Raw genomic sequence first — 26,021 nt, 5'->3', positions numbered from 1 at the left:
AATTACTGTAAAACAGCAACTCCTTAGTTCATTTGAACGAGGTTTATATGTGCTATTATGGCTTTCAAACTATTAACTTATCTAGGTTCAGAGCGCTTCCGAAAAACGTGTCTCTCTCGAGCGCTTTGCCAATGTAACCCCTTCTTTTGAGCAAGTCAAGCTTTTTTTAGAAAATATTTTTTCTCGTTCTGTTTAAAGCTCCAGAAACGAGACAGGGAGAGATTTTCAGGTCACATGCTTTTTCGTTGCTTCGCTGCGTTCGCCGTTCCTCTTCTCTTTTTAGGTGCTGCGGGTTGCGATATCGCAATTAGGTCTCCAGAATCTTTTGCTTCAAAATCTGCCTCTACAAAGCCAGCACTTATAGAGGCGACGCTAGCGGGTGACGTGGGAGAGGTGAGATCGCATCTTCAATCCAATGCAGATCCGAATACTACACACAACACAAACACCGCTCTCACCTATGCCGCACGTGATGGCTATACAGAGATTGCGCAGCTACTTATTGACGCAGGTGCAGAAGTAAACTGGATTGATCGAGAAGGCGTCACGCCGCTCATATTGGCCTCACTGAAGGGTCATACAAAAATAGCCCAGCTTTTGCTCCACCATGGAGCCGACAAAACCGTGATCGACCAATGGAATCGAACGGCCCTAGATTATGCTCTGAGACGGGGCGAGGCCGATCCAATTGTGAAGCTGTTGAGAATGAAACAGTAAAACGGCTGGTATATGTGGTTGCTTGAGCACAATCCAAAAAGATGAAGCAAGACCTTCAAAATCTGTTGTTTCTTTGCTTACGCCTTGCTCTTGTCGCTCGCCAACTACGGAAATCTCGACATCCGGCAGATACAGTGACTCCAGACACAAAGCCTAGAGCAAAACCAACTAGGATTCCTTCGGCAGTCAACATGCTTGACCTTCATATCACTGCTCGCCAATATTGTATCGAATATGCTCAAGTATTCTTGCTGTTCAGAGGTAGTACGGCCCCTTAATTAGAATTAGATTAGTGAAAATCGTTATTCTGACTCTATACGCTGAATAAACCATTTGAATAAGCAAGAACAAGTGACTGAATTATTTGAGTCAATTAGGTCAACGGTGACCTCTATTGAACTTCGCCCCTTTCTTTGAAATTGCTTTTGGAAGCTTGCTACTGAGTCCTCGGCGGCAGAAACATGGGCAGAGATGGATGTCGTTGCTGGTGCCTTGAACTTGATAGCGGCATCGCGCAGTAAGGGAATAACCTTGCCCACTAACTCAGGGAAGAGGGTTTGTAAGTGGGCACCACTTGCTGTTTCCGCCAAGGCGAATTGAGCGCTAGCGTGCACTGCTCCCATATGATTCTCAAGATGTTCACGAGCTTCTAGCTCCAACACACCAGAGGTACCGTATTGAATTCCCGTATATTTCACAAAGGGAACTTTAGTAATATCCATCATTCAGCTCTCGACTCCCTGCTACCAATATCGTTAAGTTTACTGAGTACGACCTGAGAAGATAGCAAATTTATCCCCACAGTCCGTATCAGACTCGTTATCCTGACAAATGAAGTCTGCAGGGTCTGAAGCGCCATGTTTGAGCATTTTTCCGATACTGTAGTTCTGTCGCGCATGCAGTTTGCGCTGACGAGTATCTTTCATATGCTGTGGCCAATTCTGACCACCGGCATGGGTATTTATCTAGTAATTGTCGAGGGGCTATGGCTTAAAACCCGAAATCCTGATTATTACTACCACGCCCGTTTCTGGGCAAAAATCTACTTACTAAACTTTGGGATTGGCGTCGCCACAGGGCTGCCGATGGAGTTTCAGTTCGGGACAAACTGGGCGCCTTTTTCTGAATCTGTCGGTGATTTCTTTGGCAGTATTCTGGGTTTTGAAGCATCAATGGCCTTCATGCTAGAGGCTGGATTTTTGGGCATTATGCTGTTTGGCTGGACCCGAGTACCGCCCGTAATGCACTACATTGCAACGATTATGGTGGCCCTGGGTGCCAACCTTTCTACTGTCTGGATTCTGGTGGCGAATTCCTGGATGCAGACACCCAATGGCGGCGATTTCGTGGACGGTAAGTTTATTGTTCAAGACTATTTTCAGGCCATTCTCAATCCGGCGGCCTTGGTTAGCGTGTCTCATATGTTTCTGGCCACACTGGAAACCTCGCTATTTGTGATTGGGGGCATCAGCGCTTGGTACATTCTGAGCAAACGTCACTCCGCTTTTTTTGCCACGTCTCTTAAAATCGTGCTGGCGGCAACCATTGCCGTTGCGCCCTTACAAATCTATGTGGGGCACCTCAGCGGGGAACAGGTTTACGAAAATCAGCCTTCTAAGTTAGCAGCCATTGAAGCACGGTGGGAGACGATTCCAGCTGGAGAACCTGCGCCCTGGAGCATGATGGCATGGCCCAATGGCAAAGCCGAGACCAATGAGTGGGAGATGAATGTGCCCGGAGGCTTAGGCTACATCCTGGCACTGAAGCCAACGCTACCCACCCCTATCTTGGGTTTGAAAGAATGGGTGCCGAGCGATCGCCCCCCTCTGTTAGGTCTGATTTTCTACTCCTTTCGAATCATGGCCGGGATTGGTGTATTCCTAGCTGCGCTGATGGCCTTGAGCGTACTGCAGTGGCTGAGGGGAAAGCTCTCAGACGAAGCGATCTCTCAGCAACGCTGGCTCCTCCGTAGCTGGATGTTTGCGGCTCCTTTAGGCTACATCGCGGTGGAAACCGGCTGGACGGTCCGGGAAGTCGGGCGTCAGCCGTGGATTGTCTATGGCCAAATTCGAACGGCGGAAGCAGCTTCCAATTTGCCGCCGGGTGATGTTTTGGCATCGCTCTCAATTTTTACAGGCGTTTATACGCTACTGCTGATTTCAGCTTTGTTCTTTGGCAGCCGCATTCTGCGAGAAGGTCCGAATCTATCCCTGCCCATTCCTGGTGTGACAGTCGATCCTGATGGGGATAGCACTCCAGCAGAGTTTGTGCCCGATCAGCGCCCCGTCGAAGCTCAACAATAAGAACCAACCGCAGGAATTGTCATGGATACGTTGACTTATTTTTTGCCACAGGTGTGGTTTGGCATCTTGGCGCTGTTCTTGTTCCTCTACGTAATGCTGGACGGGTTTGATCTGGGAGTAGGGATTCTCTCCCTGACGGCTTCGACGGAGGAACGTCGGGGTATGTTGATGACTAGCCTTGGCAATGTCTGGGATGCGAATGAGACTTGGCTAGTGCTGATGGGTGGCGCACTGTTTGGGGCCTTTCCATTGGCCTATGCCACTATTCTCAGTGCGCTTTATATTCCAATTTTGATGATGATTTTTGGCCTTATTTTTCGGGCTGTCTCCTTTGAATTTAGGGAGCACTCCGACAATAAGCGCCTCTGGAATCTAGCTTTTGCAGGCGGGAGCTTTTTAGCTGCTCTGGGACAAGGTTTTGCTTTGGGAGGGGTCTTAGCGGGTATTAAAGTCGATGCTGCAGGTCACTTTATTGGTTCGACTTGGGACTGGCTCAGTTTGCCTTCGGTGGTTATGGCACTGACGGTAATTCAGGGCTATGTGCTGATCGGGTCTACCTATCTAATTACGAAAACAGAGGGCGAGCTGCAAACCAACCACTACCGGACGGCAAATCTTGCAGCCTGGACAACTTTGTTGGGAGCCATAGCGCTCACGATCACGACACCAATCTTCTTTGAGTATGCTCGGATTCGCTTGTTTAACCCACCTCAGGTTTATATTTTTTCGGTCATTCCGCCACTAGGTGTATTGTTGATTGGTCTCCTGCTCCGCAGCCTTAAGCAGCGAAAAGAGCGCGCACCGTTTATATGGACGATTTTGATCTTTTTGTTGACGTTTGTTGCCTTGGCGCTGGTGGTGTTTCCCTATATTATTCCGACAGAAATTACAATTTATGAGGCGTCGGCAGCTCTTAGTTCACTGGTCTTTATGTTGGTATTCATCGGTGTCCTGATCCCAATTATGCTGGCTTACAACGTTTATCAGTACGTTGTATTTGGAGGCAAGGTAACAGGAGAGCAACCCGAGGCTTAAAGACTAAGTAATAGAGATGCTCATCGTTTAGATGGATTTCAACCTTATTCAATACGTGCTGCATTCCATGCTCTGGATCCTCAAAACAGCGGGGTGGCAAGGATTGAGTTCTGTAGTTTAGGCTGGCAACTCTAAACTTTCTCAGTGATTTTTGAAGTTTGTTCACTGACGCGGATAAAGTCTTCCAGAGGTATAGCATTTTCGCTCACTGCAATTCGATTTTCCAGTATCACTATTTTCAGGAACTTAAATATCTATGCTTAAACAGGTTGGCCTCAGTTCCGTTATTCTCGCTGCTGCAATCGCATCTTCAACCACATCAGCCACCGCCATCACCCTGACGGATGGCGATCTCTCTGTTGATATTAGAGAAGACAATGGCGCAATCGGCACACTGTTGTTCGGAGGACGTGATTTCTATAACCCAGGCACACCTGTGTCTGACTGGATTTTACAGGTTGATACCGATACGTCCACCTTCAGCTCAAATACGACTTCGGGCGGGAATCCCATTGGGGTTCGGTCAGTCACTGCCGATGGAAACGGTGTTTCCGTCCTTGCAGATTATGTTGCGGGAGGGTCTAAGGTTCGTGTGGAGCGCAACTACTCCCTAATCAGTGGCGCTGACACCTTGAGAACAACAACAACATTGACTAATTTTGGCCAGGATTTGACTATTGCCTTAGCAGACACATTTGATCCCGATCAAGCTGCAGGAGAGCCGCTCTTTTTCTTTGGCACTCGCAACGACATTGATAACGGGACGGCAAGATCAATTGGCCCCAACGGTTTCACCGTTGAGTTTAGTGGCTTACCCAGCAGCTACAACAGCAATGACTTGGGGATATTCAGTGGCGAGGACCTCAATCAATTCTTTGCGAACGATCCCTTCGATCCTAATGGCACTATTGGTGATATCGGTGTGTCTCTCGGTGTGCGTGAGCTGATTGCAAGTGGAGATAGCCTGACCGTTAGCTTTGATCAAGCCTACAGCCTTGGGGAACCCTTTGAGGTGCCAGAACCTGCAACGATGCTAGGCTCTCTCGCTCTTTTAGGAATAGGAGCATTCTTAAAACGGAAGTATGCCAAGCAGCAGATTGCTCGCTAAATTGGCCTATTTTACTCGCGGCGATGAACGCCTTTCCTGACTGAGGAGAGCAACGCTGAGGGTCACGAGGGCAACACCTGCGAGCTGAACAAAGCTGAGGGTCTCTTGAATCATCAGCCATGCCAGCACGACGGTAAGCGCTGGATTTGTGGAGCCAATAATTGAGGCAGAGGTGGCACCCACCTGGCGAATGCCGGAGTTATACAGCAGGTGACCGCCAGAGGTTGCGATCGCAGACAAAAGTCCCCCAATCCACAGCGGCCCCCACTCAATCGCAGTTTCTGGTGCCGACCAGAATAACAGGCTGATACCGGACAAAATAAGCGTCACGGCAAAGCTAATCCAGGTAAAGGTAACCGGATGGATGTGATCGAAGCTTTTTTGGGCAATCACGGTGTAAAGGCCATAGGCTAGCCCTGATGCGATCGCAAGGCCAACGCCAAGACCACTGGTAGCCAGACCGTTCTGAGGAATGGTCAACCCACTGCCCAGCAGCGCTAAACCCATCATTCCCCAGCGAAAAGAGGTCGGGACATCACCGAAAAACCGCCAAGAGAGCAGGGCGGTAAACACTGGAAAAACAAAAAATAGGGTCAGCGCGATTCCGGTGGGGATTAAGCCGATCGCAATATACAACAATGCCAAATAGATATACATAGATGCGCCGCCGAGGAGCGATCGCATCAAATACCGACGCTGCTGAGGACGACAGAGTCCACCGAGATCAGCCCAAACGGTAGGATGAAGGGCTGGCGCTAAGGCTGACATCAGCGGCACCACCAACAACATCCGCATCGCCATCAGCAGGAAAGAGTTGGGGAGAGTCGCCGTCACAAAACCACCGGTTTGCACCACTCCAGCAACGGTGTATTCGTTGAATAAAACTCTGACGATGACGTTCTGAAAACAGAAGAACACAGAGGCCAACAGGACCAGTAAGAAATCCATTATAGTGCCGGATTGAAGAGCGGATAACTAGCGCTTCACTAGAATATAGGCACCGGCATAGTCTTGCTGTTGACTGATGTAACCGTTAAAGTCAGCCTTGGTCTGAAAAATGCCCGCTAAGAAATCAAGCTGATGTAGGTTCGGTAGGAAGGCCCCGCCAGTGTCTGCGATCGCACCTAACCTCAACTGCTTTTTCTCCCCCTGCCCTTCCTCAATCACAATGATCTTGCCCAGGCCGATATTGAGAATATCGCCCGCAAAGGTTACTCCCGGCTTCACCGGAATTTTCGCCGCATTTTCGCCGCCGTAGCCCTTAATCGCATCGACCTCTTTGAAGTACCAGTAACGCTTTTGCGATCTCTGCTTGATGCCCTTAGCATAGGGAATCCCGTTGTTGCGATCCACATTAAAGAACGCCGAGCCACCATCAGGAAACTTGATTAAAACCGTCCCCTGCAGCAGCGCATCCTCTAGCCCCTCGCGGGAGAGGTAGGCAATGGGCTTTGCTTTACCCGCCTCCGGCTGACCGGCATTGTATACACCTGATAAAACCTGCTGCTTCGTATACTTTTTATAAAACTTATCCGCCGTGAACTGATCTTCTAGGCGATAGAGTGGCGTATTAAACTGCGCCGTCGGCGTTCGAGACCCTTGGTGGCTGAACACCGCATACTTGGTAATCCTGAGCTGATTTTGCTGCGGGCTTTTAGGATTGTAGGGCTTCCATTTAATCACCTTGAAGTTGGCATTGATGAAGCTGGGATCCTTAAGCCGCGTTGGACGCTGGTTCATCAGATCTTCGTAGAGCACCACCAGCATGAAATCCAGGGTCTTCAGGGTGTCCGCCACGGTCACGCCCTGGGTTCCTAGAATCCCCTCTCGTAGAATGTCGGGGTCCGCCTGAGCAGAGGTAGCAAAGTAGCGCCGCACGTTGTAAATAACCGAATAGAGATCTCGCTCGTTGAAATCTACGGCTGTGTCGGGAAGTTCGCCATTGGCGAATAGCTGCTGGCCTTTGACATTAAAGGAAGGTTGGTACTGTTCATTAATAACGGAATAAGGAGGGATTTGAGCCGGTGTCGGCGGTGGCCCCGGCAATGGAGGCTGAGTCAGCAACGGCAGTTCAATCGGCACCGGCCCATAGGGTCGAGCAGTCGGCTTCTGGGAAGCAGGCTGGGGGGCTACCGGCTGCGCTGCAGGTGGCTTCGATGGGTTAGCGACCGGCTGCTGTGCTTTAGAAGGGTTGGCCTGCTGCAGCACGGGACACCCCGTCACCAAACTGGTTAGAAAAACTGCAGCAATCGCTTGGGGGCAGCGTCTAATTAGCACTTAAATACTCCTTAATGCGCCCACAAACGAGAAGTTCGATGGACAACGCCAAATTCTTTAGAGATCATACCCATGAAAGTCACCGTCTGAAACCCTAACCGGGTTGAAATGGCCTGCTCCATTGACGAAAGAGAATGTCACAATGAGGAGGCATATCGTTCAGGACTAATATTGTGGGTTTCAAAGTCGGCTTACTCGGTTTAGGAACAGTGGGCACGGGCGTGGGGAAAATTCTTCAGTCGCCGGAAGGTCGCCATCCGCTGCTGCAGGCAGTTGAACTGGCTCGCGTGGGGGTGCGATCGCTCGATAAACCCCGTGACCTTGAGCTACCTTCCCATACATTGACGACAGATCTGGCCGCAATTGTTTCCGATCCTGATGTGGATATCGTGATTGAGGTGATTGGGGGCCTAGAACCAGCCCGCACCTTAATTCTGGACGCCATTGCCCACGGCAAGCATGTGGTAACTGCCAACAAGGCCGTAATCGCTCGCTTTGGGGACGAAATTTTCACCGCGGCGAATCAGGCTGGGGTCTACGTGATGCTTGAAGCTGCTGTTGCGGGCGGCATCCCTGTGATTCAGCCGCTGAAGGAGTCCTTAGGGGCTAACCGCATCCATGCCATGATGGGGATTCTCAACGGCACCACGAACTATATCCTCACTAAAATGCAGTCCGGGGGCGACTTTGACGATATTTTGGCTGAAGCCCAGGCCCTGGGCTATGCCGAAGCCGATCCCACTGCAGACGTGGATGGCTTCGATGCGGGGGATAAAATTGCGATTCTCACGTCCCTAGCCTTTGGCGGTCGTGTGAAGTTAGATCAGGTCCATCGAGAGGGCATCCGGCAGGTGAGTGCGGCGGATATTGCCTATGCTCAAAAGCTGGGGTTTGTGATTAAATTACTTGCGATCGCAAAGCTCCCCCCCAACAACAACAACAACCAAGTAGAAGTCAGAGTTCACCCTACTTTAGTGCCAGAAGAACACCCCCTAGCCAGCGTCAACGACGCTTTTAACGCAATCTTGATCGAAGCCGATCCTCTAGGGCAGGTGATGTTCTTCGGTCCCGGAGCCGGAGCCGGTCCCACCGCCAGCGCCGTTGTCTCCGACACCATCAATATCGTGGCCTTGCTGAAAACAGGTCTAACAGCCGCCAATCCTGACTCTGAGACCATTCATCCTCTTCTGGCCTGCTCGCACAACAGCTACTTTGACGTTGCCCCAATGGCGGATCTGGTGACACGTTTTTACGCTCGCATTCGCACCCAAGACCATCCCGGCGTGATTGGTAGGCTCGGCACCTGTTTTGGCGACCACGAAGTAAGTCTAGAATCCTTAGTACAAACTGACGTGAACGATAACCTTGCAGAAATTGCCGTCGTCACTCACCTCGTCCGTGAAGGTGACTTTAGACAAGCTCTAAACGAAATCAAAAGTTTGGAAGCTGTCGATAGCATCCCAAGCGTCCTAAGGGTTCTATAGCGCCGATAGAGACAATTCGGGTTGTGTCGCAAATAATCAGCCTGGGTACAAGAATCTCCTGTCCCTTTTGGAGTCTATGCTGCCACTCCAAAGATTTTGTTGATGCAAGAGATCTGTCCCCTGACATCTCCTTTCTCATCGTTGGTGGGCTTGATGTGTGGGCGAGTGCGCTCATCAAATTCAGGGCCATAGGGGTGAACCCACCGATTAGGGTTCATGACTTGAGTATAGGGAGATGAAGCAGGCTTCCTAGAATACAACCACTGCTGATCGCACTCAGTTCTTGCGATACGGTCGCTTGCAACAGACGAACGCCTTAGCAAAAAAGCTCCTATCTTTAGACAGACTTGCTTGCCAGCATATAGATAGAGAACCTGTTACTTTTAGTAGCCACATTGGACTCTTGGGATAGAGGTGAAAGAGATCTTGCATTGGCTAGGATGCGGTTTATGCCCTTTTGCAAAACCGGCTGGGCACTTTCACATTTAGCCTGTGGGTATGATGCCGGGCATCTCAAGCACGCAGGATATTGAATCAGTAAAAAGAGGATTATCTTCTATGACTATTGAGAAGCGCGATCGCCTAGGCAAGACTCATCGCTACCCATCGGTTGGCAAAAGCGGCCTTGCAATAGTGCTGCTGCTGTTTACAACGTTGATAACGGCCTGTGAGACGGCAGATGAAGCCCCCAATGCCGACAGTAACGTCACGACCGAAGAGGTAGCTGAGCAGACAGAAAAGGTGGAGGGGCAAGCTGTCACCGTTAGAAGTGAAATCGAAAAGCAGGTGGGTGAGAATTCGTTCACGCTGGACAATGACGGTGAAGAAATCCTAGTGATTAACACCTCAGGTAAGCCCTTTCTACTACCTGAAGAGGACGACTATGCAATCCAGGCCACTGGAGAGGTTCAAAACTTTGTGCTGGTTGATCTTGAGCGGGACTATAATCTAGGTCTCGATCCAGAAGTCTACGCTGAGTATGAGACAAAGCCTGCTCTGTTAGCGAACTCCCTGGCACTGGCTCCTGACCCCGGCGAGATTACGCAAAATCCAGAGAAGTTTTACGATCTTGCGATCGCAGTTGAGGGCGAAGTCGAAGATGTACTCGATCCCACTTCATTCACGTTAGATGAAGAGCAGCTCTTTGGCGCCACAGATCTGCTGGTGATCAATACGCCGATTACCGAAGCCCTTGATGGTGAAACCGTTACGGTCACTGGACAGCTTCGTAAGTTTGTCCTCGCTGACTTTGAGCGGGACTATGATCTCACTTGGGATTTAGATGTCAAAAAGAAACTAGAGGCTGAATATTCTGACAAGCCCGTTTTTGTCGCTGATTCCCTCTACCCCAAAGCTCAATGAAGAACTTAAAATGGTTTCTGCTCGGGGGACTAGGACTCCTGGGCCTACTGCTAGTGTGGGGCCTTATCGAACCCCGCCTGCTCTTTGTTGAAGAAGAAGTAGCCATTATCCCTGACCTGCCAGAAGCGTGGAATGGGCAAAAGATCGGACAGCTTTCAGACTTCCAGATCGGGATGTGGGCCGGTAATCCCGGCACTGCCCATCGCAGCGTTCAGGAAATGATAGATGCTCAGCCAGCAGCAGTCCTAATTAGCGGGGACTTCATTTACCACGCGGACCCCAACCCCGCCACCGAGATCGAAGAAGCCGTTAGCATTGTGCGACCCCTTGTTGAAGCAGGCATTCCCACCTACGCAGTGCTAGGGAATCACGACTACGGGATGAGCAGCAAGAAAGCTAAACCTGGAGAAAAGCTAGCGGGCAGCTTAGAAACAGAGCTAGAAGCAGCCGGTATTGTGGTCCTCGAAAACGAGTCCATCGAGATGCGGCTGCCCAACAGCAATGAAACGGTGTACCTAGCAGCCGTTGATTCGCTGTGGGCGAACCAGGATGATGTCAACACGGCCCTGAAGGGAATACCCGCCAATCGCCCTACCGTAGCTCTGATGCATAACCCAGATACGTTTGAGCTGTTTCCGGCCAACGCAGCGCCTCTGGCAGTGGCAGGCCACACCCACGGTGGCCAGATGCGTCTTCCCGGTTCGCCTCAGTGGTCGTGGCTAAAGTTTACCCAAGGAGACAAAGTGTTTGCGGACGGTTGGGCCAAAGGGTATGGCAAACCCGGCAACAACCTATACGTCAACGTCGGTATCGGTATGAGTATCGTTCCGCTGCGGATATTCTGTCCCCCGGAAGCGACAATTTTTACGCTGCAGTCTTCCTGATGCTTGCTGTAAGACCCGTCCCAGCCAGTGCTTACGAACGTTTTTATCTCTGATCATGATTGGCTGGGTTTCTGCCATCTCGCTGTTGCTGTTCCGGCGTGGGACTGGAGTTTTTAGCATTAATCAATAGCGTCAACGCAAAGGTGATTCCAGTTTCTGCTTGGCTGTTTAGACCTTCCAATAGCAATAGAAGCATTTGGCGGTGGGTCAAAATAAGGCTGTGTCGCAATTCGCGACGTGACAAGTATCACCGCTTGCGCAGAAAGATCTCACAGGGGGTATAGATACAGATCACTGTAGAGGCGAAATCAATCACCTACAGTGAAGTCATTGCAAAAACACCCCCCTAGACAGCCTCCCGTTGCCCCCCAGCGAGAGGCTTCTTCATTGCTTTGCAAACATAACAGCTAAGGATCAGACATCACATTTAGCCCCAGCTGCTCTTGAAGCTCCACATCATAGACAGCCGCCTCCCATTGACTCGCCATCTGAATCTGTTCCGGTAATAGATTCGTGGCAGATCGCAGGTCTGAACGGGCCAAATTAGCTTTAATCAGAGACGTATCGGTAAAATCAGCCCCGATCAAATTCGCAGCTCCCAGATTCGCCCCAACAAAAGAAGCCTGCTGAAGCTGAGCTTCGATTAGATTAGCCTTGCCTAGGCTGGCCTTATCAAAAGAGGCTTCCCTCAAGTTTGCCTGCAGCAACACGGCCCCAATCAGACTCGCTTGGGCAAAGTTAGCCCCCCTCAAAATAGCCCCATTTAAATCGGCCTCATTAAGTATTGAGCCTACAAAGTTAGAATCTGCCAGCCGAACTTGGTTCAGGTTAGCTCCTCTCAACGTGACGCGCTCCAAGGTGGCATCGCTAAGCTCGGAGCCACTCAAGTTTGCACTATCAAAATTAGCTTCAGACAAATCAGCCCCGATCAAATTCACGTCCCGCAAATCGAGCCGCTTAGTCCGTGAGTCATTGTTCACATTCCGGCGACCAATCACCGTCAGGGCAGCCTGGATATCGGTTTTCAGTATTTCTGATCGCGCAGTCACTGGCGACTTCTCGCGAATATAGGAAGTTAAAACCTCCATCACGGTCCAGTGATCTCGGGCGGAATCTTTGGCAATCCGCTCTAGCAGATAAATCCCTCCAAGCCGGACTTCTAAACGATCATCCCCCAGCAGTTCAACGGCTTTACTGAAGCGATCGTTAACCTCTTTATCTTCTGCTGTTTGTAGGTTGCGCCAAGAGAGATAGGCCGTGACAAAGAAAAACAGGCCCCCCAGAAACTGAATAAACGTCCGGCGATTAGCATCTTCAAGATTGGCGCGGTCCTTAGGCTCTAGTTCTTCAGTAAAGGTTTTTGTTTGCCATTTAGGCACCTGCCAAACGGCAACGGCTAGGGCCAAGAACACGGCTGCCTCCCAGACCGGTAAAGGTATATTCAACGTCATAGCCGCCAGATGCGAGATGAGAACAGTAGCATGTTGTATTTCTTCTAAGAAAGGCCAATTATAAGGAAAATGCGTTGCTAATTTTCCCCTTAGCATTCCAACTTTCAAAGGTTCTTGATGATGAACAGCAGAACGGTTCTCCTCTCACTTCTAGTCGCTCTTTTGCCCTCCCCAGCCTTTGCGCTACCCTTCAAGACAGGGGATTACATTTGCCCCCGCAACAGTGCCGTTGAAATCCGAGCAGGCGTCAAGATTGAACCCAATACCGATCCGCTCAAGACCTTGCAAGCCAATCCTCCAGAAAAACGGAAAGTCTTAGGACGGATTCAGAAAGGCCAATGTATGGTCGTGATCGAAAACAAAAGAAATGGTTTCAAGTCAGGTGGCTTCACCTGGTACAACGTCTACAGCAGCAGCATCCACGGCTGGACCGCAGGGGAGTTCTATGACTGGGCCGGTAATTTGCTAAATCCTGAGGAAAAACAGGAAGATGAAGATAAGAGCGTTATTTCGAACGCTTCTAAGTAGATAGGCGTAGTTGAACTAAAGATCACGCAGTGGCGAATGACTCATATGGCCCTCACCCCCAGCCCCTCTCCCAACCTTAGGCGAGGGGGGAGACAGCAGGGAGAGCGAATATGCTCTGCATAGGACATCGAGGGGCGATGGGACACGCCCCGGAGAACACGATCGCATCCATCCAAAAAGCCTTAGAACTAGGAGCCGACTGCATTGAGGTTGACGTATACATCGTTGAGGGCCACCTGATGGTGTTCCATGATCAGCGCTTAGAGCGGACGACTAACGGTTCTGGCTTTATTTGGGACCACACCTTTGACTATTTACGAACATTGGATGCAGGCAATGGCGAACAGATTCCCACGCTGACCGAAGCCTGCCAAACAATCCAGAACCGCGCTGGACTCAACGTTGAACTCAAGGGGCCGGGAACCGCAGTCCCCGTTGTCGAATTCATTACCGCCCAAGTCAAACAGGGATGGAGTAAAAAGCTCTTTTTAGTTTCATCCTTCGACCACCAGGCACTCGTCAAGGTTAAACGGCTGGACCCTGACCTACAGATTGGCGTCCTCACCAGAGAACCGCTGCAGGAAGGAAGCAGATTCGCAACCCATCTAGGAGCCTATGCGATCCATCCTGCAGCAAAGAAAATCGATCGGCAGTGGGTCGATGAAGCCTACGCACAAGGGCTAAAAATTTTTGCCTATACCGTTAATCACCCCCAGCAGATCCATCGGATGAAAGCGTTAGGCGTTGAGGGTCTATTTACCAATTTTCCAGAACGAGTCGTTGCTGAACGCCGAGAAAAGAACAATATAGGATGGCCCTAACCCTCTTTGCAGCAACCAGTCACAAAACGATACAGCTGCTGCCGTTTATATAAACGAAATGCATGGTCTTCCCAGCCACCTCTGCTAGGAAGATCAAAAACAGAACGATCCTGGATTGTCAGAGATCTTTTCTGAAGACTATTCAACATCTTCAAATTCGTCTTCGAGTACAGACTCCAGATCATCGAACAAGTCATCTAATGACTCATAGGCGTCCTGGCTCTCCCAAAGGAGACCGCTGTTGTCAAACACCCGCACCATAGAATCACTGGGGTTGTCTTCGTCGCAACCCAGCTCGATTGTCCCCTCCTGCTCCAGAATCCAACGGGCCAGGTGAGGATACAACGCTTCTAGGGACTCCGTTAGACCTTCGAGTGATGCGGCCATACCTGCTGTCTCCATATTTTCTGTTTTAATTTTGCCCCCAAAGCCCGGGAAAATGAAACCCCCCTCCCCAACTTTTTCGATCTATCTCTGAGATAATCGGGCATCTTGGAGGAAAGAGATGTCTTCAAAATGCTGCTATGCCGATATCGGTCACCATTCGCAATCTACAAACGCTGATCCTGTCCTTTCACCCCATCATTGTGATTGAGACGGTAGAAGAGGAGCGCGTGCAGGGGCTGCTGAAGAAGGTAACTCAAGATATGTCAATGCCTTTGTTTGAATGGAGCGCCGCCCAGGGTTTAATTCGCTCTCCAGGAACAATGGATGCCCCTTGGGTCAACGAATATGCGCCACCGGGAACCATCAAACCCACCACCATTGGCAATACAGCCGAAGCGTTAGCAGTCCTGCAGCATCTGCAAGATATGACCATTAAGGCCCTTTTCTGGCTTAAGGATTTTACAAAACATCTTGATGATCCAGTAGTCGTTCGCCATCTGCGAGAAGTGGCGCAGCTTTTTTCTCAAAATCGCTCGGCGCTCATTTTGACCGGGAACGATGTTCAACTCCCCAAGGAAGTCGCCCACGACGCGGTGTATTTTGATCTGAAGCTGCCGGGGCGAGATGAGTTTGCCTACACCGTCAAGGATATGGTGCGCGTTCTGCGCCAAAAGCACCGAACGCAGATCGATCTACAGCAGGAAGATGGTGAGCGATTGGTGCAGGCCCTGAGCGGCATGACCATCAAGCAGGCGCGTCAGGTATTAGCCTATGCCGCCTTAGATGACGGCAAGCTCACGGCCTGCGACGTGGATCGGATTGTCCATCGTAAGGCCCAGATTATCCGTGAAGGGGGAGTGCTGGAGTATTTTCCGCTCCAAGAAAATCGAGCGGAGCTAGGAGGATTTTCGGGACTCAAGCAGTGGCTGGCGAGAGCCGAAGTGGGATTCACTGCAGAGGCTAAGGCTCTCAACCTGCAGCCACCCAAGGGCATTTTGATCGTAGGCATTCAAGGCTGTGGTAAATCTCTGGCGGCAAAGGCCATTGCCCAGCAGTGGAAGATGCCGCTGCTAAAGCTCGATGCCGGACGGCTCTATGACAAGTACGTCGGGGAGTCAGAAAAGAATTTTCGACAGGCGATTAAGCTGGCGGAGTCGATGGCACCGTCGGTCCTGTGGATTGATGAAATTGAGAAAAGCCTAGGGGCCGACAATGGTGATCAGGACGGGGGTCTCAGTCGCCGGATGTTTGGCTCGTTTTTAACTTGGATGCAGGAGAAATCGCAGCAGGTCTTTGTCGTCGCAACGGCCAACGATATTTCTCGCATTCCACCAGAGATGCTGCGCAAGGGGCGCTTTGATGAGATTTTCTACGTTGATTTGCCCGATGTAAAAGAGCGCACCAATATCATTAATATTCATCTATTGCTGCGTAAGCAGGATCCGAGTCAGTTTGATATGGCGGCACTACTCAAGGAAACAGAAGGCTTTAGTGGCGCTGAGATTGAACAGGTGGTAATTGCGGCCCTATATCGGGCGCTCTACCTTCGCCAGCCGTTAAATACAGAGCTGATGATTCAAGAAATTGATAGTACGATTCCGCTGTCGGTTTCGCGGCGAGAGCATCTGCAGCAGCTACGTGCGATCGCAAAGGATCGGTTCGTCAGCGTCCGTTGAAGAATCAGGCTACCAGACAGTGCGTCTGTAGCAGCTAAGTGCGATCGCAAAGGGCAGAAGAGATCACTGTCTACCGTAGAGCTAAGCTATCCTCAGCAACACGCTGCAGAGTAGCAGCTCCAATACTAGCGTGGCTTGAATTAGCAACTAGTCCTGATTCCACAAGCCCCACACCAAATAGAATGGCCCATCCTTGAGCACGCTGCAGGGTTGCATCCGAAAGATTGCCATAGCTTTCGATCACCTGCTGGCGATGATTTTGCTGAGCAAAGAGCATCCAGATAGAAGCCAAGTCAGTCGCAATATCCCCTGAGGTAATGTGCCCCCAATCAATGATGCCTGAGATCGCACCATCATTAACGACGACATTGAGAGGATGAAGATCACCATGGAGCCATCGTGGTTCCCCGTCCATCGGTGCCTCGATAGCTCTATGCCAAATATTTTTGATCTGCCGGGTAATCAGGTTTGTTTGCTCCTCTACCCGCAGGAATCGTTTTTCAAATACAGCAGATCGCTGCTTTAAAGGAACGCCACGCACCGGATTCTGGGGGGCATTGGCAGGTGCCGGAACATGGAGTGCTTTCAGGAACGAGGTGAAGTGCTGCACCTGGCTCGTACGCAGGTTTACTTGTTCCGCCGTTGTCCCCGTTAGCCACGGAAGTATGCTCCAGCGCCAAGGATAGCGTTGTGTCGGTTCACCAACCCGAACAGCAGTGGGAACATTAATAGGTAGCCGATCCGCAAGCTGTGGCAGCCAGATTTGCTCGTTTTCAATCAGAGGACCTGCCGTTGTGCGGCGGGGAAGCCTGAGGAGCAACTGATCTCCTAAACGAAACATCGTGTTATGCCAGCCTGTACCAAGGTGACAAATCTGCAAGTGGGCAAGATCGGGGTGCTGCCCTTCTAGCAAGCTATGGACGAGCGCCAGATCTATCTGAAACGCAGAGGACGATGTTCGGACGGGATCCTGCAGATGTCGTCCCATCCTCAGCCAAGACTTTACTCGTCTTGAGGCTGACTTTCGATAGCGTTTTAGGTGCAGTATATTCACATCTATATCTCCAGATAGTTGTTACCTGGAACAAAGTCCCAATAACTAAACAATGGTTAATCGACTTACTTTTAACCTGCACTTAATATTAATAGAACAAATCTTTTCGTGCATACCTAGACCCAAACACTCCTTGTAAATAGAGACAACTTTATCCAACCTCAGTAAGATGCCAGCTATATACAATCAAAATCCAAACTCATTTGAAGCACTCAGCTATGGCGCAAAAACACAGACAGACAGAGGAAAAAGAAGGCTTTTGTATTTTATTTATTTAGTTTTCAGTGGAATCACAGAAGAGAAGAAAATATGCAAAGCTCTTCTTGCAGACTTTTTAATTGATTGAATATAGATATTTACTTAGATTAGGTTTTCAATAATTTTTATCGAAAAATATTCCATCAACCCATAGTTATTTAACGCAAATTTAATGATTATCATTTATGTCTAAAGGAAAGAGGCATTGATGCAGATGAATCTTAGATGAGAAAGTTCTCACGCAGAGGGAAATACTCTTATTTCTGCCAAGAAAATGCGCAAAACGATGCCTCCCTGGCCCAAGTCACCCGGGCAGGGCCAGAGGCTTGCCGTGATTGAGCTATCGAGAGTTCAATAGAAAAATGACGAGACAGCTCTATGTCTCAAAAGCATGAGGAAGGCAGACGACTGCAGAGGCAACTCAGCATCAATCATCAGCGCCCCCTAACTGATCGCCGTATCACTTCAATTCATCCAAATTTCAGGAAATTGAGGGTGCAGCACAGCTCAAGTCCCATGCTCCGATTTCCAATCGTTGCAACAGGCAACGCCTCACCGACCGCTCAGCTATAAAGCGTTCCCAATAATGGTGAACGGTGCCCAATAGTAGGGATGGGAAAAGTCATTTGACTGACCTGAATCTGGCTTGCCTTGAATATCGATGCGGCCACGGTCGTTGCGGGGCTGCGATTGGCCTGTACGGTCGTAGATTAAATCAAGCTTCGTGAGCCGCATGGCCTGAGCTTTCGTTATCCGTTCTTGAGGCGTACTTTGAGCTAACTGAGAATAGAAACGCTCCATCAGCAATCTGGTACTGCGATCGTTCACGTTCCACAGGGAAGCAATGACGGCTTTTGCGCCGCCGTTTAGAAAGTAATAGCTCAGCCCATTAATCTCTGTGCCATCTTGACCACTGTCTCCTAGTGCTGTCTGACAGGCAGATAGAACCACTAAATGTATCTGTCCTAGCCCTCGAAGTTTTTCGACCTCAGAAATCGGTAGCTTATCCCCATCCCCCAGCAATACGTAAGAAGACTGTGCCCTATTTCCTGGGATAAATTCACCGTGGGTCGCAATGTGTAAGACCTGATGCCCGCCCAGATTATCCCGCATTGATTTGCGAGTAAATTGCTCATTGAGCATCTCCCGACCCGGATATATGCCAATTGCATCGTTGGGTTTAGAGGCATCTCGAACGATCGCATCTAGCTCATCTGGGACGTTGGGCAGTGAATTAAATCCCGAGACAGGGTTTGATAGCCCTAAAGCTAGAATGCGGGTCTGATCAACGGTGGCGGGTAACTGGGAGGTCGTATCTGTCAGTTCAGCAGAAATGATGGTCGAAAGATTATAGTCTTCAATCAGGTAGCGCTCACCACTGAAAAGGGCATCCGTGGGGATGTAGCGCGTGACGTTATCGAGGGAGAAAATGAGATTTTCAATTTGATTGGCCTTCAGCTCCTTTGCTAACTCGACGGGCAGCAGCCAGTCATAGAGCGTTTTGCTGGTTGCCTGCAGGCGGACAATATCAGAGTTCGGATCCTGTAAAAGCTGCCGAAATTCTAGAACGGCCTGCCCTAGTTCTGATCGGCCAACCCCAGGCACTTCAATGCTGCGGGTAATACCGCCCGCAGACGCCCACAGGATCCACAGCTTGTCTTCAAGAACCAGCGGATAGACAATGACGGTGTTCGGTTGAGCTGCAAAAATGGATTCTGCTTTGCGAACGAGTTTATTGGGGTCAAAAAACTTAAAGTCTTGGGCGCGCCTGCTGCGGATTTCGGCTTCTAGTTCTTGGACTGTCTTCTCAAAGTCTGCGTTGATTTGTTCGAGCTGATCGAGCTTCTGACTTAAAAGGGGACACTGGGCTTCTTCGCACTGTTTGACATCAGTACCAAACCGGATGAGGCTGTCATGGGTTTCAACCACCATTGCCTCTGATTCATAGGTGGCAATTCCCTGGCTCTCAATATTGGTGCGGCTTTCACGCGTGAAGTTGCGAAGTTCCTGGACCTTGAGCAGTTCTAGGACCTGCTGTGCTTCGAGAATTCTGTCCTGTGAAAGTAGCAGATCGGCCAGAGATCGATAGACATGGGCAACGGTATCGGCGTAGGCTTCTTGCTCTGAGATGGACAGTGTGGTCAGCTCTTTGCGAATATCTTCGATTTGATTAACGGCTTCTTTGTAAAAAACGACAGCGGTTTCTGGCTGCTGCTGTTGCTCAAGTAAGGAAGCAATGTCGCTGAGGGTTTCGACTTCGCCCGCTCGGTCTCCGATCTGCTGACGGAGCGCGAGGGCATAGCGATGGGATTTTAAGGCTTCTGAGTATTGCTGCAGTCGATCCTGAGTTTTACCAATCTCGCTGTGGGCTAGCCCCTCACCTTTGCGATCGCTAATCTTTTTTGCAATAGAGCGTGCTTCGTATAAAAGATCCAGTGCTTCTTGGTGTTGGCCCGTCTTGTTGTAGAGACCCGCCATCCGAATGAGCGTTCTTTCTTGACCGTTGAAATCATTGGCATTACGAAAGATATCTAAGGCTTTCTGGTACTGCTTAAGAGCTTTGCGGTTGCGCGAGAAGGCAGCATAGGTTTGCCCAATATACCTGCGGCTGATGGCTTGGCCTCTGATATCTTTGGACTGTTTCCGCAAGCGCAAGGCCTGCTGGTGAACGTCCAGAGCCTTTTGAGGCTGACCAAGCTGCAGATAGGAAACCCCGATACCGCTTAAGGTGATGGCTTCTCCATAGCGATCACCTTCCAATCGGCGCACCTGCAAGGCCTGCTGGTATAAATCGAGTGCCTTCGTATACTTTCCCTGCCGCAAAGAGATCAGCCCCTTCCCCGTGAGGGCTGCCGCTTCACCGCGACGGCTATTGTGCTTTCGGTAAATCTGCAATGCCCGATCATAGGTTGCAAAGGAGCGATCATATTCTCCCAGAAGCTCATACACACCGGCCATTTTGATCAGAATGCTGCCCGCTTGAACAGGGGCTTCAAGCTTTTGGGTGATGTCTAAGGCCGCATTGAAGGCTTGCAGGGCTTTAGAGGCACGACCCAGTTTTTCATGGACTCGGCCAATATTGATTAAAATCTCTCGCTGGCCTTTCAGATTGTTGTTTTGTACATAAAAGGCTTGAATTTCACGAAAAACCGCTAATGCTTCTGGGTACTTGCCTTCTTTGTAGAGATCAAGTCCCGCCTGATACTGCTTCATTTCGGGTGTTGAAGCCACAACCTGCTGGGTAGAGAGAACGGAAGGATTGGCTAGATTGATACATGGATTCAGAAGCACTACGGCGAAAGCCGCGACTAGGTTCCCGGCAATGCAAGCCATTGTTCCCCTGCTCCTGGCTAGACCAATGTGTGATTGAGGCATATCGTGTCATTGACTGTGGCACTGCCAGCTTAGCTCGACCTAGCTAGCTCAGCCATCTCTCAAGAAAGAGGTAGGTTTTTGGGGATTGGTGTTGCGATCGCAAATTTCACCACGGATCCTCTCGACAGAGACATCATGGGATTTTCGACGTATAAAACCGACATCAACCTCAAAAACCAGTAAATTAAGACGGTCCATATCATCGAACGATTGATCAAGTTGCAGATGCAACAACTCCCCATCCGCTTCAGCAATATGATCTCATCGCAGAATTTACCCTATTCTCCAGATAAGACACACCTATACTGTAGGCAGTATCCAGATTTCATTTCCAGCAGCCGTCTCAGAATAGTGAGAGAACTCATGCAAAATCTGCAGCTATTTAGTCGAACTGAGGGCAGCCCTAAACGGATGCGGCTTCTCCGATTGACGGACCAATACTGGCAGAACTTGGGGGAGCTAGCCGATGCAGAACAACTGGATCGAGCAGCTTACCTGGAACATTACGTCGGTGATCTACAGAAAGCGAAGCAGGAACTAGGAACCATCGTTGCGAAGCTGCAAGATCTTGCTCACCAGGACAAAGATCAGATTGCGGCCCTCACAGAGGAGGCAGAGCAGCTTCGTCAAAACAACAGCTTGTTTCAACAGAAAGTTGAGCAAGTTAACGTCAGCAGGACCGATCTGCAGCAACAAGTTCAACAACTCAATGAGGAGAAAACTAGCCTGCAACAGCAGGTTCAGCAGCTTGGTGATGACAAGACAACCCTGCAGCAACAGGTTCAGCAGCACGAGGATGAAAAGACGACCCTGCAACAACAGGTTCAGCAGCTCAAGCGGAATAATACAACCCTAGAACAGCAGGTCAAACACTTGAAGATGGAAAGCACAGAAAGGCAACTAAACGCTGAGAGACTGCAGCAAGAATTAGCCACCACGAAGGAGTTGCTCCATTCGGCCAGCCGTCTGACGGCTTTCTTCAAAGCGGAAGCTGATGCCCTGCGCCTGCGCCGACAATCTAGATAATCAACACTACAGTTCATTATGGTTCTCTGGAAAACCTGGCTGGAATATAAAAAGGCTCAGCAAGAGATTGAGCTACCTGCCCATACGGTTGCTCACATCCCTGTCAGCATTCGGTATGTAGATGTTGGCGAAGCTCAGAAAGGAACGCTCCTACTCATGCATGGGATTCCGACTTGGGGATATCTCTATCATGCAGTAATTCCGCTTTTGGTTGAGGCAGGGTACAGAGTGATTGCGCCTGATTTTCTGGGACATGGCTGGTCAGATCGGCGAGATCGCTTTGATCGATCCTTTCAAGATCAGGCCCGGATGATTTGTACACTGTTGCCCGCGCTGGGACTTTCGCAAGTTCACGTCGTGGGCCACGATACCGGCGGCGCAGTGGCATTGATTTTAGCTATCGAGCATCCTCAGCTTGTAGATCATCTCGTCATTTCTAACTCAGTTTGCTACGACCGCTTTGACGATGACATGCTCGACTTCGGCCATCCATTACGATGGAAGCCGCGTCCAATCTCAGACTTGGGAGTCGCTCTAGAAGAGAGCCTAGCGATGGGGCTTTCCCGTCCTGATCGTCTGACGGAAGATTTTCGATCGGGTATTATTGCACCTTGGGCCAGTGAAGAAGGCAAGCTGAGTCTGTTGCGGAATGCATCAGCTTTGAATGCAAATCAAACAATGGCTTTAGTAGATCGGCATGGAACTATTTCAGCGCAGACTCTCATTCTTTGGGGCATGGATGATCCTTGGCAAAAGGCTGAAGATGGTCAGCGGCTGGCAACAGAGATTCCTGGCGCTAGGTTTGAACTGATTGAGAATGCGTCCCATTGGGTGCAGCAAGATGCGCCTGAGGAGTTTGCGATCGCACTACTTCAGTTCCTTTACACATAACAGCATCCAACCAGCAGCCCCTTATTAGAGGAGTACATTGGGAACATCTGAAAACTCGAGCACCCCATCGGTTAGTTCCACCAAACCCAGCTCGTCAATGACACCAGCAACTAGGCCCAAAGGGTCCAACGTTTCGACCTGAAGCTCTGACATTTGGGAAAGCTCCATGAAGCTTGCACCGCTTCATTATCCGAGACCTACACTACCTGCCGAAGATAGGATCGAGTCATAGTTACCGATGGGCAGTCCTCTCTCAGCAATTGAAGTAGAAGCGATAGGATGCTTACGGCCTTAGTGCTGACTCAAGACTCTTTAGCTGTTTGTACACCTGTAATAATGTCAAGCAAGAGCTGAGAAATCTCTTTTTCATAGCATTGAAAATGCCATTGAAGCATTCCATAGATAAAAAGCAGCAGCGCTGGCAAGAGAAAAATGCTGAGTGTTTGGAACATCAGCGGTACCGCGAATAGCAGCAAGACGGCCACGAACAGCAGCGAGAAAATATCATTTCTGCTCAATAAAATATGAATATCTAGAATGGTTCGGGACTGTAGCTCAGTTAAGTGGCCTCTGGTTAAAAAGCGAAACTGTTTATTGGCATTTGGCCCATGAAGTGTCAGAGTCTGACCGTCTAAGCTGCCCCAGTACCGGCGTTGACTCTGGAGCAAACCAGTCAGAACAATGTCATTAGCAAAGCACTGCTCCAAGCGATGTCTAGCAGTGTCCATCAGAACATCTGCTGCAACGCTTACTCGACGACTCGGAAAGATAGACCTCTGCAGCCAGTTGATCAACCGGTTCAAAAGCGATTACCGATATTTATGTTGACTCAGAAATTTGATTGAGATGAATATGCTTGTATCCCAATTTGATTTCAAACTCATCACCCACTTGCAATCCCATCTTTTCAGTGTAGGCAGACCCGATCACGATTTGACCGTTCTTATGAACTTTAACGCGATAGGTTGCCTCTCGACCCCGACCGTCACTTGATGCTGGCTCCAGAGACAGACCCCTTGCCTCTAAAATTGCCGTCATGAACTGACTAAGGTTGACTCGTGTTCCCTTACCGTTCACCGTTGCATAGCCACATTCCTTTGCTTTTTCACGCTTAGAAAGGTGGGAGAGGCTCTGTAGCTTGGTCAGTAATTCTTTACCCGTTAGGGGCTTAGTATCTTGCTGCTCTGCATCAGACTTCTTCTTGGAAACTGCTTTCTTTTTTGCCATGGTAAAAAAGTACCTTTGAGATGGATGAGTCGCTTCAAATCTAGGCTAATTCAAATGTTTTGTCTAGCCCAATCACTAATTCTCGCAAGGGCTGGCCTAATTAACCTTGAACATTTGACCTGCCCATTCGGCTAGATCTAGTTCAGCACTCACTGGGCATTTTGAAAAAGATAGGTCTTGAGAAGGAATAACGTTGAGGTAGAAAGATAGGCCGTTGTGCATGGTAACGCTGTTGCTTTTGTCTCATCATCTCACTGTAGTGATGAATAAACACCCAAATGGTTCCAATATGATGGCTGAACTTCTTAGAGAAGGGTGTCGAAATAACTCACATTTATCTCAACTGGCCGGAGCGCAAAATACTAATAATTAACCACAAACCCAGGAAACTAGCGACCGCAAACAACGTATTGCTCAACCAATAAATCGCCGTCATCTCAGTTGAAGAGATCAGGGCCGCTCCCACAATTAGAGACCCCACTAAAATACTGAAAGATAGACGGTTAGCGGCATCGGCCTGAGTCGCAGGCAGGCTTTCTAAGCCGCCTCCCAAGTTGATATTCCACTGCAGCGTCTCGGAGGTGACCCGATCGAGTAGCAGTTCTGCGAGACGGGGCGATCGCAACGTCAGTCCCTTCAAATCAAGCGCCGTCCGCAACAGCGTTGGAATGGGTTCTTCTCCAATGAGCTGACGACGGAACAGGTCGCCCATCAGCGGCTTCACTTCATCTAAAACATTGAACTTAGGATCAAAAGTACGTGCTGCGCCCTCTAGATTAGCAAGAGCTTTAACATACAGGCCAATATTTCCGGGTAGCTTCAGCTTGTTCTCGCGCGCCACCTGCAGCGTCTCAAATAAAACCTCACCCAAGTTGATCTCAGCGAGACTGCGGTTATAGTACTTTCTCAAAAGCCGCTCAAAATCGACCTCTAAACTCGCTAGATTTGCCGTTCGCTTAGACTCAGCGAGCTGGAGCGTTAGCTGGGCACACCGCTGGGCATCAATATCCACAATGGCCAGCAGCAGCTCCGTTAAAATTTGCTGCGTATTTGGATCAATTCGACCCACCATCCCGCAGTCCAGCAGCGCCACCCGACCGTCCCGCAAATAGAACAAGTTCCCTGGATGAGGATCAGCGTGGAAAAAACCATCGATGTAAAACTGCTGCAGAAAAGCCCGAAACAGCAGCGTCGTTACCTCACGGCGCTTTTCATCCGTAATGCCCCCAGCTTTGATCTGGGCCGACTTCACGGTCAGCAGCGATTCACCATCGAGCCACTCCATTACCAGTAGCTTTTTTGTGCTGCACTCCCAATAAATCTTGGGGAGCACCAGTTGCTTCGAGTCAAACCAGCGGCTCTCAGACATATTGGCACGCAGCTGATCGGTGTGGCGGGCCTCTAACCTGAAATCAAGCTCGTTGAGCAGTGCTTCAGTAAATTCCTCCGCAGTTGCCTGTAGGTCGTAGTCTTTACCCAAGTCCGTGCGGCTGGCCAGCTCAGCTAAACTCCGAATCAAGGCGATATCTTGGTCGACAACGGCATCAATTCCAGGTCGCTGCACCTTCAGCACAACCTCTTGACCATTGGTCAACTTAGCGCGATGAATCTGTCCAATAGATCCGGCTGCAATGGGCTGCGGATTAATTTGAGTAAAGGTTTGATTCAAAGATCCAGGAAGCTCTTGACGGATCAGAGTCTCGATCTCAACCCAAGAGACCGGCGGCACCTCGCTCTGCAGCGTTGAGAGAACCTCAATATAGCTCGCGGGTAAGATATCTGGGCGGGTGCTCAGCAACTGCCCGAGCTTGACGTACACAGGGCCGAGGTCGACCAAGATGTTGCGAAGGACAGCCGGTGTGGGCAGATCTGGTGTTCCGGCTTTGCCACCGGTCAGCAACTGCCGCATGTAGTCCCAGCCGTTGCGGAAAACAACTTCGACAATATCTCGTTGACGAGAGGTCGTTTGCGTTAAACCCGATATCACAGCGCTTTCTTATTTTCCTTTATAGATTGAATCGTATTGCCTAAACCTAACAGGCAGACTACGGCCACCCTAACGTAAATGACCGCCAAAAAGGATGCGATCGCATCCTTTCTAGGACATCGATCGCACCCTCAAATCTTATGGGATGACATGAATTTTTAGCCATTAGG

Annotated in this window: 26 protein-coding genes; 12 read left to right on the top strand and 14 right to left on the bottom strand. The window is 49.8% G+C overall.

Going from position 1 to position 26,021, the window contains the following annotated elements:
* Positions 1–234: 234 nt before the first annotated feature.
* Positions 235–717, top strand: a complete 483-nt coding sequence (locus C1752_RS25075) for an ankyrin repeat domain-containing protein (protein WP_110988787.1) — start codon at positions 235–237, stop codon at positions 715–717.
* A 302-nt stretch (positions 718–1,019) separates the two neighbouring features.
* Here the strand turns inward: C1752_RS25075 and C1752_RS25070 are convergent, their stop codons facing one another.
* Positions 1,020–1,439, bottom strand: a complete 420-nt coding sequence (locus C1752_RS25070) for a PaaI family thioesterase (protein WP_158535207.1) — start codon at positions 1,437–1,439, stop codon at positions 1,020–1,022.
* A gap of 135 nt (positions 1,440–1,574) precedes the next feature.
* Between C1752_RS25070 and C1752_RS25065 the strand changes: the two genes are divergently transcribed.
* The 3 genes from C1752_RS25065 (at position 1,575) to C1752_RS25055 (ending at position 5,163) form a co-directional block, all read left to right on the top strand.
* Complete coding sequence (locus C1752_RS25065) at positions 1,575–3,020, top strand: cytochrome ubiquinol oxidase subunit I (RefSeq protein WP_110988785.1); 1,446 nt, start codon at positions 1,575–1,577, stop codon at positions 3,018–3,020.
* 21 nt (positions 3,021–3,041) lie between these two features.
* Entirely contained in the window at positions 3,042–4,055 is a 1,014-nt protein-coding gene (cydB, locus tag C1752_RS25060) for a cytochrome d ubiquinol oxidase subunit II (RefSeq protein ID WP_110988784.1), read from the top strand.
* Positions 4,056–4,311: 256 nt separating this feature from the next.
* Complete coding sequence (locus tag C1752_RS25055; protein WP_110988783.1) at positions 4,312–5,163, top strand: PEP-CTERM sorting domain-containing protein; 852 nt, start codon at positions 4,312–4,314, stop codon at positions 5,161–5,163.
* Between the two features lie 6 nt (positions 5,164–5,169).
* Here the strand turns inward: C1752_RS25055 and C1752_RS25050 are convergent, their stop codons facing one another.
* A complete protein-coding gene (locus C1752_RS25050) occupies positions 5,170–6,114 on the bottom strand; it encodes a DMT family transporter (RefSeq protein ID WP_315865277.1) in 945 nt (314 codons plus the stop codon).
* A gap of 24 nt (positions 6,115–6,138) precedes the next feature.
* Positions 6,139–7,440, bottom strand: a complete 1,302-nt coding sequence (locus tag C1752_RS25045) for a hypothetical protein (protein WP_110988781.1) — start codon at positions 7,438–7,440, stop codon at positions 6,139–6,141.
* A gap of 173 nt (positions 7,441–7,613) precedes the next feature.
* Between C1752_RS25045 and C1752_RS25040 the strand changes: the two genes are divergently transcribed.
* Positions 7,614–8,924 carry a homoserine dehydrogenase gene (locus C1752_RS25040; RefSeq protein WP_110988780.1) on the top strand — a complete coding sequence of 437 codons (1,311 nt, stop codon included), beginning with the start codon at positions 7,614–7,616 and terminating at the stop codon, positions 8,922–8,924.
* Between the two features lie 74 nt (positions 8,925–8,998).
* Here C1752_RS25040 and C1752_RS28670 read toward each other — a convergent pair whose 3' ends face one another.
* Complete coding sequence (locus C1752_RS28670; RefSeq protein WP_158535206.1) at positions 8,999–9,142, bottom strand: hypothetical protein; 144 nt, start codon at positions 9,140–9,142, stop codon at positions 8,999–9,001.
* A 340-nt stretch (positions 9,143–9,482) separates the two neighbouring features.
* Here C1752_RS28670 and C1752_RS25035 point away from each other — a divergent pair, with 340 nt between their 5' ends.
* A complete protein-coding gene (locus C1752_RS25035) occupies positions 9,483–10,286 on the top strand; it encodes a hypothetical protein (RefSeq protein ID WP_110988779.1) in 804 nt (267 codons plus the stop codon).
* On the top strand, positions 10,283–11,170 hold the full coding sequence (locus C1752_RS25030; protein WP_110988778.1) for a metallophosphoesterase: 888 nt from the start codon (positions 10,283–10,285) through the stop codon (positions 11,168–11,170). The genes C1752_RS25035 and C1752_RS25030 overlap by 4 nt, the downstream gene beginning before the upstream one ends.
* Before the next feature lie 43 nt (positions 11,171–11,213).
* On the opposite strand, the gene C1752_RS28665 is transcribed toward C1752_RS25030, so the two are convergent.
* Positions 11,214–11,414: a hypothetical protein gene (locus C1752_RS28665; RefSeq protein WP_158535205.1), complete on the bottom strand. Its 201-nt coding sequence runs from the start codon at positions 11,412–11,414 to the stop codon at positions 11,214–11,216.
* A gap of 163 nt (positions 11,415–11,577) precedes the next feature.
* Complete coding sequence (locus C1752_RS25025; RefSeq protein WP_158535204.1) at positions 11,578–12,621, bottom strand: pentapeptide repeat-containing protein; 1,044 nt, start codon at positions 12,619–12,621, stop codon at positions 11,578–11,580.
* 120 nt (positions 12,622–12,741) lie between these two features.
* Between C1752_RS25025 and C1752_RS25020 the strand changes: the two genes are divergently transcribed.
* Complete coding sequence (locus C1752_RS25020) at positions 12,742–13,149, top strand: hypothetical protein (protein WP_158535203.1); 408 nt, start codon at positions 12,742–12,744, stop codon at positions 13,147–13,149.
* Positions 13,150–13,259: 110 nt separating this feature from the next.
* The gene (locus C1752_RS25015) at positions 13,260–13,970 is read left to right on the top strand and encodes a glycerophosphodiester phosphodiesterase (RefSeq protein WP_110988775.1); all 711 of its coding nucleotides are present in this window, start codon (positions 13,260–13,262) and stop codon (positions 13,968–13,970) included.
* Between the two features lie 138 nt (positions 13,971–14,108).
* Here the strand turns inward: C1752_RS25015 and C1752_RS25010 are convergent, their stop codons facing one another.
* Entirely contained in the window at positions 14,109–14,357 is a 249-nt protein-coding gene (locus C1752_RS25010; protein WP_110988791.1) for a hypothetical protein, read from the bottom strand.
* 137 nt (positions 14,358–14,494) lie between these two features.
* Here C1752_RS25010 and C1752_RS25005 point away from each other — a divergent pair, with 137 nt between their 5' ends.
* Positions 14,495–16,033, top strand: coding sequence for an AAA family ATPase (locus C1752_RS25005; RefSeq protein WP_110988774.1), 1,539 nt, complete (start codon positions 14,495–14,497; stop codon positions 16,031–16,033).
* A gap of 70 nt (positions 16,034–16,103) precedes the next feature.
* Here the strand turns inward: C1752_RS25005 and C1752_RS25000 are convergent, their stop codons facing one another.
* From C1752_RS25000 to C1752_RS28150, 3 genes are all read right to left on the bottom strand, one after another.
* A complete protein-coding gene (locus C1752_RS25000; RefSeq protein ID WP_199464518.1) occupies positions 16,104–17,087 on the bottom strand; it encodes an aminoglycoside phosphotransferase family protein in 984 nt (327 codons plus the stop codon).
* A gap of 825 nt (positions 17,088–17,912) precedes the next feature.
* Positions 17,913–20,678, bottom strand: coding sequence for a CHAT domain-containing protein (locus C1752_RS24995; RefSeq protein ID WP_158535202.1), 2,766 nt, complete (start codon positions 20,676–20,678; stop codon positions 17,913–17,915).
* A 90-nt stretch (positions 20,679–20,768) separates the two neighbouring features.
* Positions 20,769–20,918, bottom strand: coding sequence for a hypothetical protein (locus tag C1752_RS28150; protein WP_158535201.1), 150 nt, complete (start codon positions 20,916–20,918; stop codon positions 20,769–20,771).
* A gap of 165 nt (positions 20,919–21,083) precedes the next feature.
* Between C1752_RS28150 and C1752_RS24990 the strand changes: the two genes are divergently transcribed.
* Both C1752_RS24990 and C1752_RS24985 read left to right on the top strand, forming a co-directional pair.
* Entirely contained in the window at positions 21,084–21,746 is a 663-nt protein-coding gene (locus tag C1752_RS24990; protein ID WP_110988771.1) for a hypothetical protein, read from the top strand.
* 18 nt (positions 21,747–21,764) lie between these two features.
* Positions 21,765–22,637: an alpha/beta fold hydrolase gene (locus C1752_RS24985; RefSeq protein ID WP_110988770.1), complete on the top strand. Its 873-nt coding sequence runs from the start codon at positions 21,765–21,767 to the stop codon at positions 22,635–22,637.
* A 24-nt stretch (positions 22,638–22,661) separates the two neighbouring features.
* Here the strand turns inward: C1752_RS24985 and C1752_RS29530 are convergent, their stop codons facing one another.
* The 4 genes from C1752_RS29530 to C1752_RS24970 form a co-directional block, all read right to left on the bottom strand.
* Positions 22,662–22,805: a hypothetical protein gene (locus C1752_RS29530; RefSeq protein ID WP_274704539.1), complete on the bottom strand. Its 144-nt coding sequence runs from the start codon at positions 22,803–22,805 to the stop codon at positions 22,662–22,664.
* Between the two features lie 134 nt (positions 22,806–22,939).
* Positions 22,940–23,365, bottom strand: a complete 426-nt coding sequence (locus C1752_RS24980) for a hypothetical protein (protein WP_110988769.1) — start codon at positions 23,363–23,365, stop codon at positions 22,940–22,942.
* 91 nt (positions 23,366–23,456) lie between these two features.
* The gene (locus tag C1752_RS24975) at positions 23,457–23,864 is read right to left on the bottom strand and encodes an AbrB/MazE/SpoVT family DNA-binding domain-containing protein (protein WP_110988768.1); all 408 of its coding nucleotides are present in this window, start codon (positions 23,862–23,864) and stop codon (positions 23,457–23,459) included.
* Between the two features lie 334 nt (positions 23,865–24,198).
* The gene (locus tag C1752_RS24970) at positions 24,199–25,851 is read right to left on the bottom strand and encodes an ABC1 kinase family protein (protein WP_199464517.1); all 1,653 of its coding nucleotides are present in this window, start codon (positions 25,849–25,851) and stop codon (positions 24,199–24,201) included.
* Between the last annotated feature and the right edge of the window lie 170 nt (positions 25,852–26,021).

Source organism: Acaryochloris thomasi RCC1774, assembly GCF_003231495.1.
In the GTDB taxonomy this organism is placed as follows: domain Bacteria; phylum Cyanobacteriota; class Cyanobacteriia; order Thermosynechococcales; family Thermosynechococcaceae; genus RCC1774.
This window is presented reverse-complemented; position numbering and strand designations above follow the sequence as displayed.

Excerpts from the sequence above, each read along its gene's own strand:
- C1752_RS25010 (WP_110988791.1), bottom strand. The coding sequence starts at position 14,357 with ATGGCCGCATCACTCGAAGGTCTAACGGAGTCCCTAGAAGCGTTGTAT.
- C1752_RS25055 (WP_110988783.1), top strand. The coding sequence starts at position 4,312 with ATGCTTAAACAGGTTGGCCTCAGTTCCGTTATTCTCGCTGCTGCAATC.
- C1752_RS25030 (WP_110988778.1), top strand. The coding sequence starts at position 10,283 with ATGAAGAACTTAAAATGGTTTCTGCTCGGGGGACTAGGACTCCTGGGC.
- C1752_RS24995 (WP_158535202.1), bottom strand. The coding sequence starts at position 20,678 with ATGGCTTGCATTGCCGGGAACCTAGTCGCGGCTTTCGCCGTAGTGCTT.
- C1752_RS25020 (WP_158535203.1), top strand. The coding sequence starts at position 12,742 with ATGAACAGCAGAACGGTTCTCCTCTCACTTCTAGTCGCTCTTTTGCCC.
- cydB (WP_110988784.1), top strand. The coding sequence starts at position 3,042 with ATGGATACGTTGACTTATTTTTTGCCACAGGTGTGGTTTGGCATCTTG.
- C1752_RS24990 (WP_110988771.1), top strand. The coding sequence starts at position 21,084 with ATGCAAAATCTGCAGCTATTTAGTCGAACTGAGGGCAGCCCTAAACGG.
- C1752_RS24980 (WP_110988769.1), bottom strand. The coding sequence starts at position 23,365 with ATGGACACTGCTAGACATCGCTTGGAGCAGTGCTTTGCTAATGACATT.
- C1752_RS28670 (WP_158535206.1), bottom strand. The coding sequence starts at position 9,142 with ATGAACCCTAATCGGTGGGTTCACCCCTATGGCCCTGAATTTGATGAG.
- C1752_RS25005 (WP_110988774.1), top strand. The coding sequence starts at position 14,495 with ATGCCGATATCGGTCACCATTCGCAATCTACAAACGCTGATCCTGTCC.
- C1752_RS25065 (WP_110988785.1), top strand. The coding sequence starts at position 1,575 with ATGTTTGAGCATTTTTCCGATACTGTAGTTCTGTCGCGCATGCAGTTT.
- C1752_RS25035 (WP_110988779.1), top strand. The coding sequence starts at position 9,483 with ATGACTATTGAGAAGCGCGATCGCCTAGGCAAGACTCATCGCTACCCA.
- C1752_RS25015 (WP_110988775.1), top strand. The coding sequence starts at position 13,260 with ATGCTCTGCATAGGACATCGAGGGGCGATGGGACACGCCCCGGAGAAC.
- C1752_RS28150 (WP_158535201.1), bottom strand. The coding sequence starts at position 20,918 with ATGGACCGTCTTAATTTACTGGTTTTTGAGGTTGATGTCGGTTTTATA.
- C1752_RS25025 (WP_158535204.1), bottom strand. The coding sequence starts at position 12,621 with ATGACGTTGAATATACCTTTACCGGTCTGGGAGGCAGCCGTGTTCTTG.
- C1752_RS25070 (WP_158535207.1), bottom strand. The coding sequence starts at position 1,439 with ATGGATATTACTAAAGTTCCCTTTGTGAAATATACGGGAATTCAATAC.
- C1752_RS24985 (WP_110988770.1), top strand. The coding sequence starts at position 21,765 with ATGGTTCTCTGGAAAACCTGGCTGGAATATAAAAAGGCTCAGCAAGAG.
- C1752_RS29530 (WP_274704539.1), bottom strand. The coding sequence starts at position 22,805 with ATGGAGCTTTCCCAAATGTCAGAGCTTCAGGTCGAAACGTTGGACCCT.
- C1752_RS24975 (WP_110988768.1), bottom strand. The coding sequence starts at position 23,864 with ATGGCAAAAAAGAAAGCAGTTTCCAAGAAGAAGTCTGATGCAGAGCAG.
- C1752_RS25075 (WP_110988787.1), top strand. The coding sequence starts at position 235 with ATGCTTTTTCGTTGCTTCGCTGCGTTCGCCGTTCCTCTTCTCTTTTTA.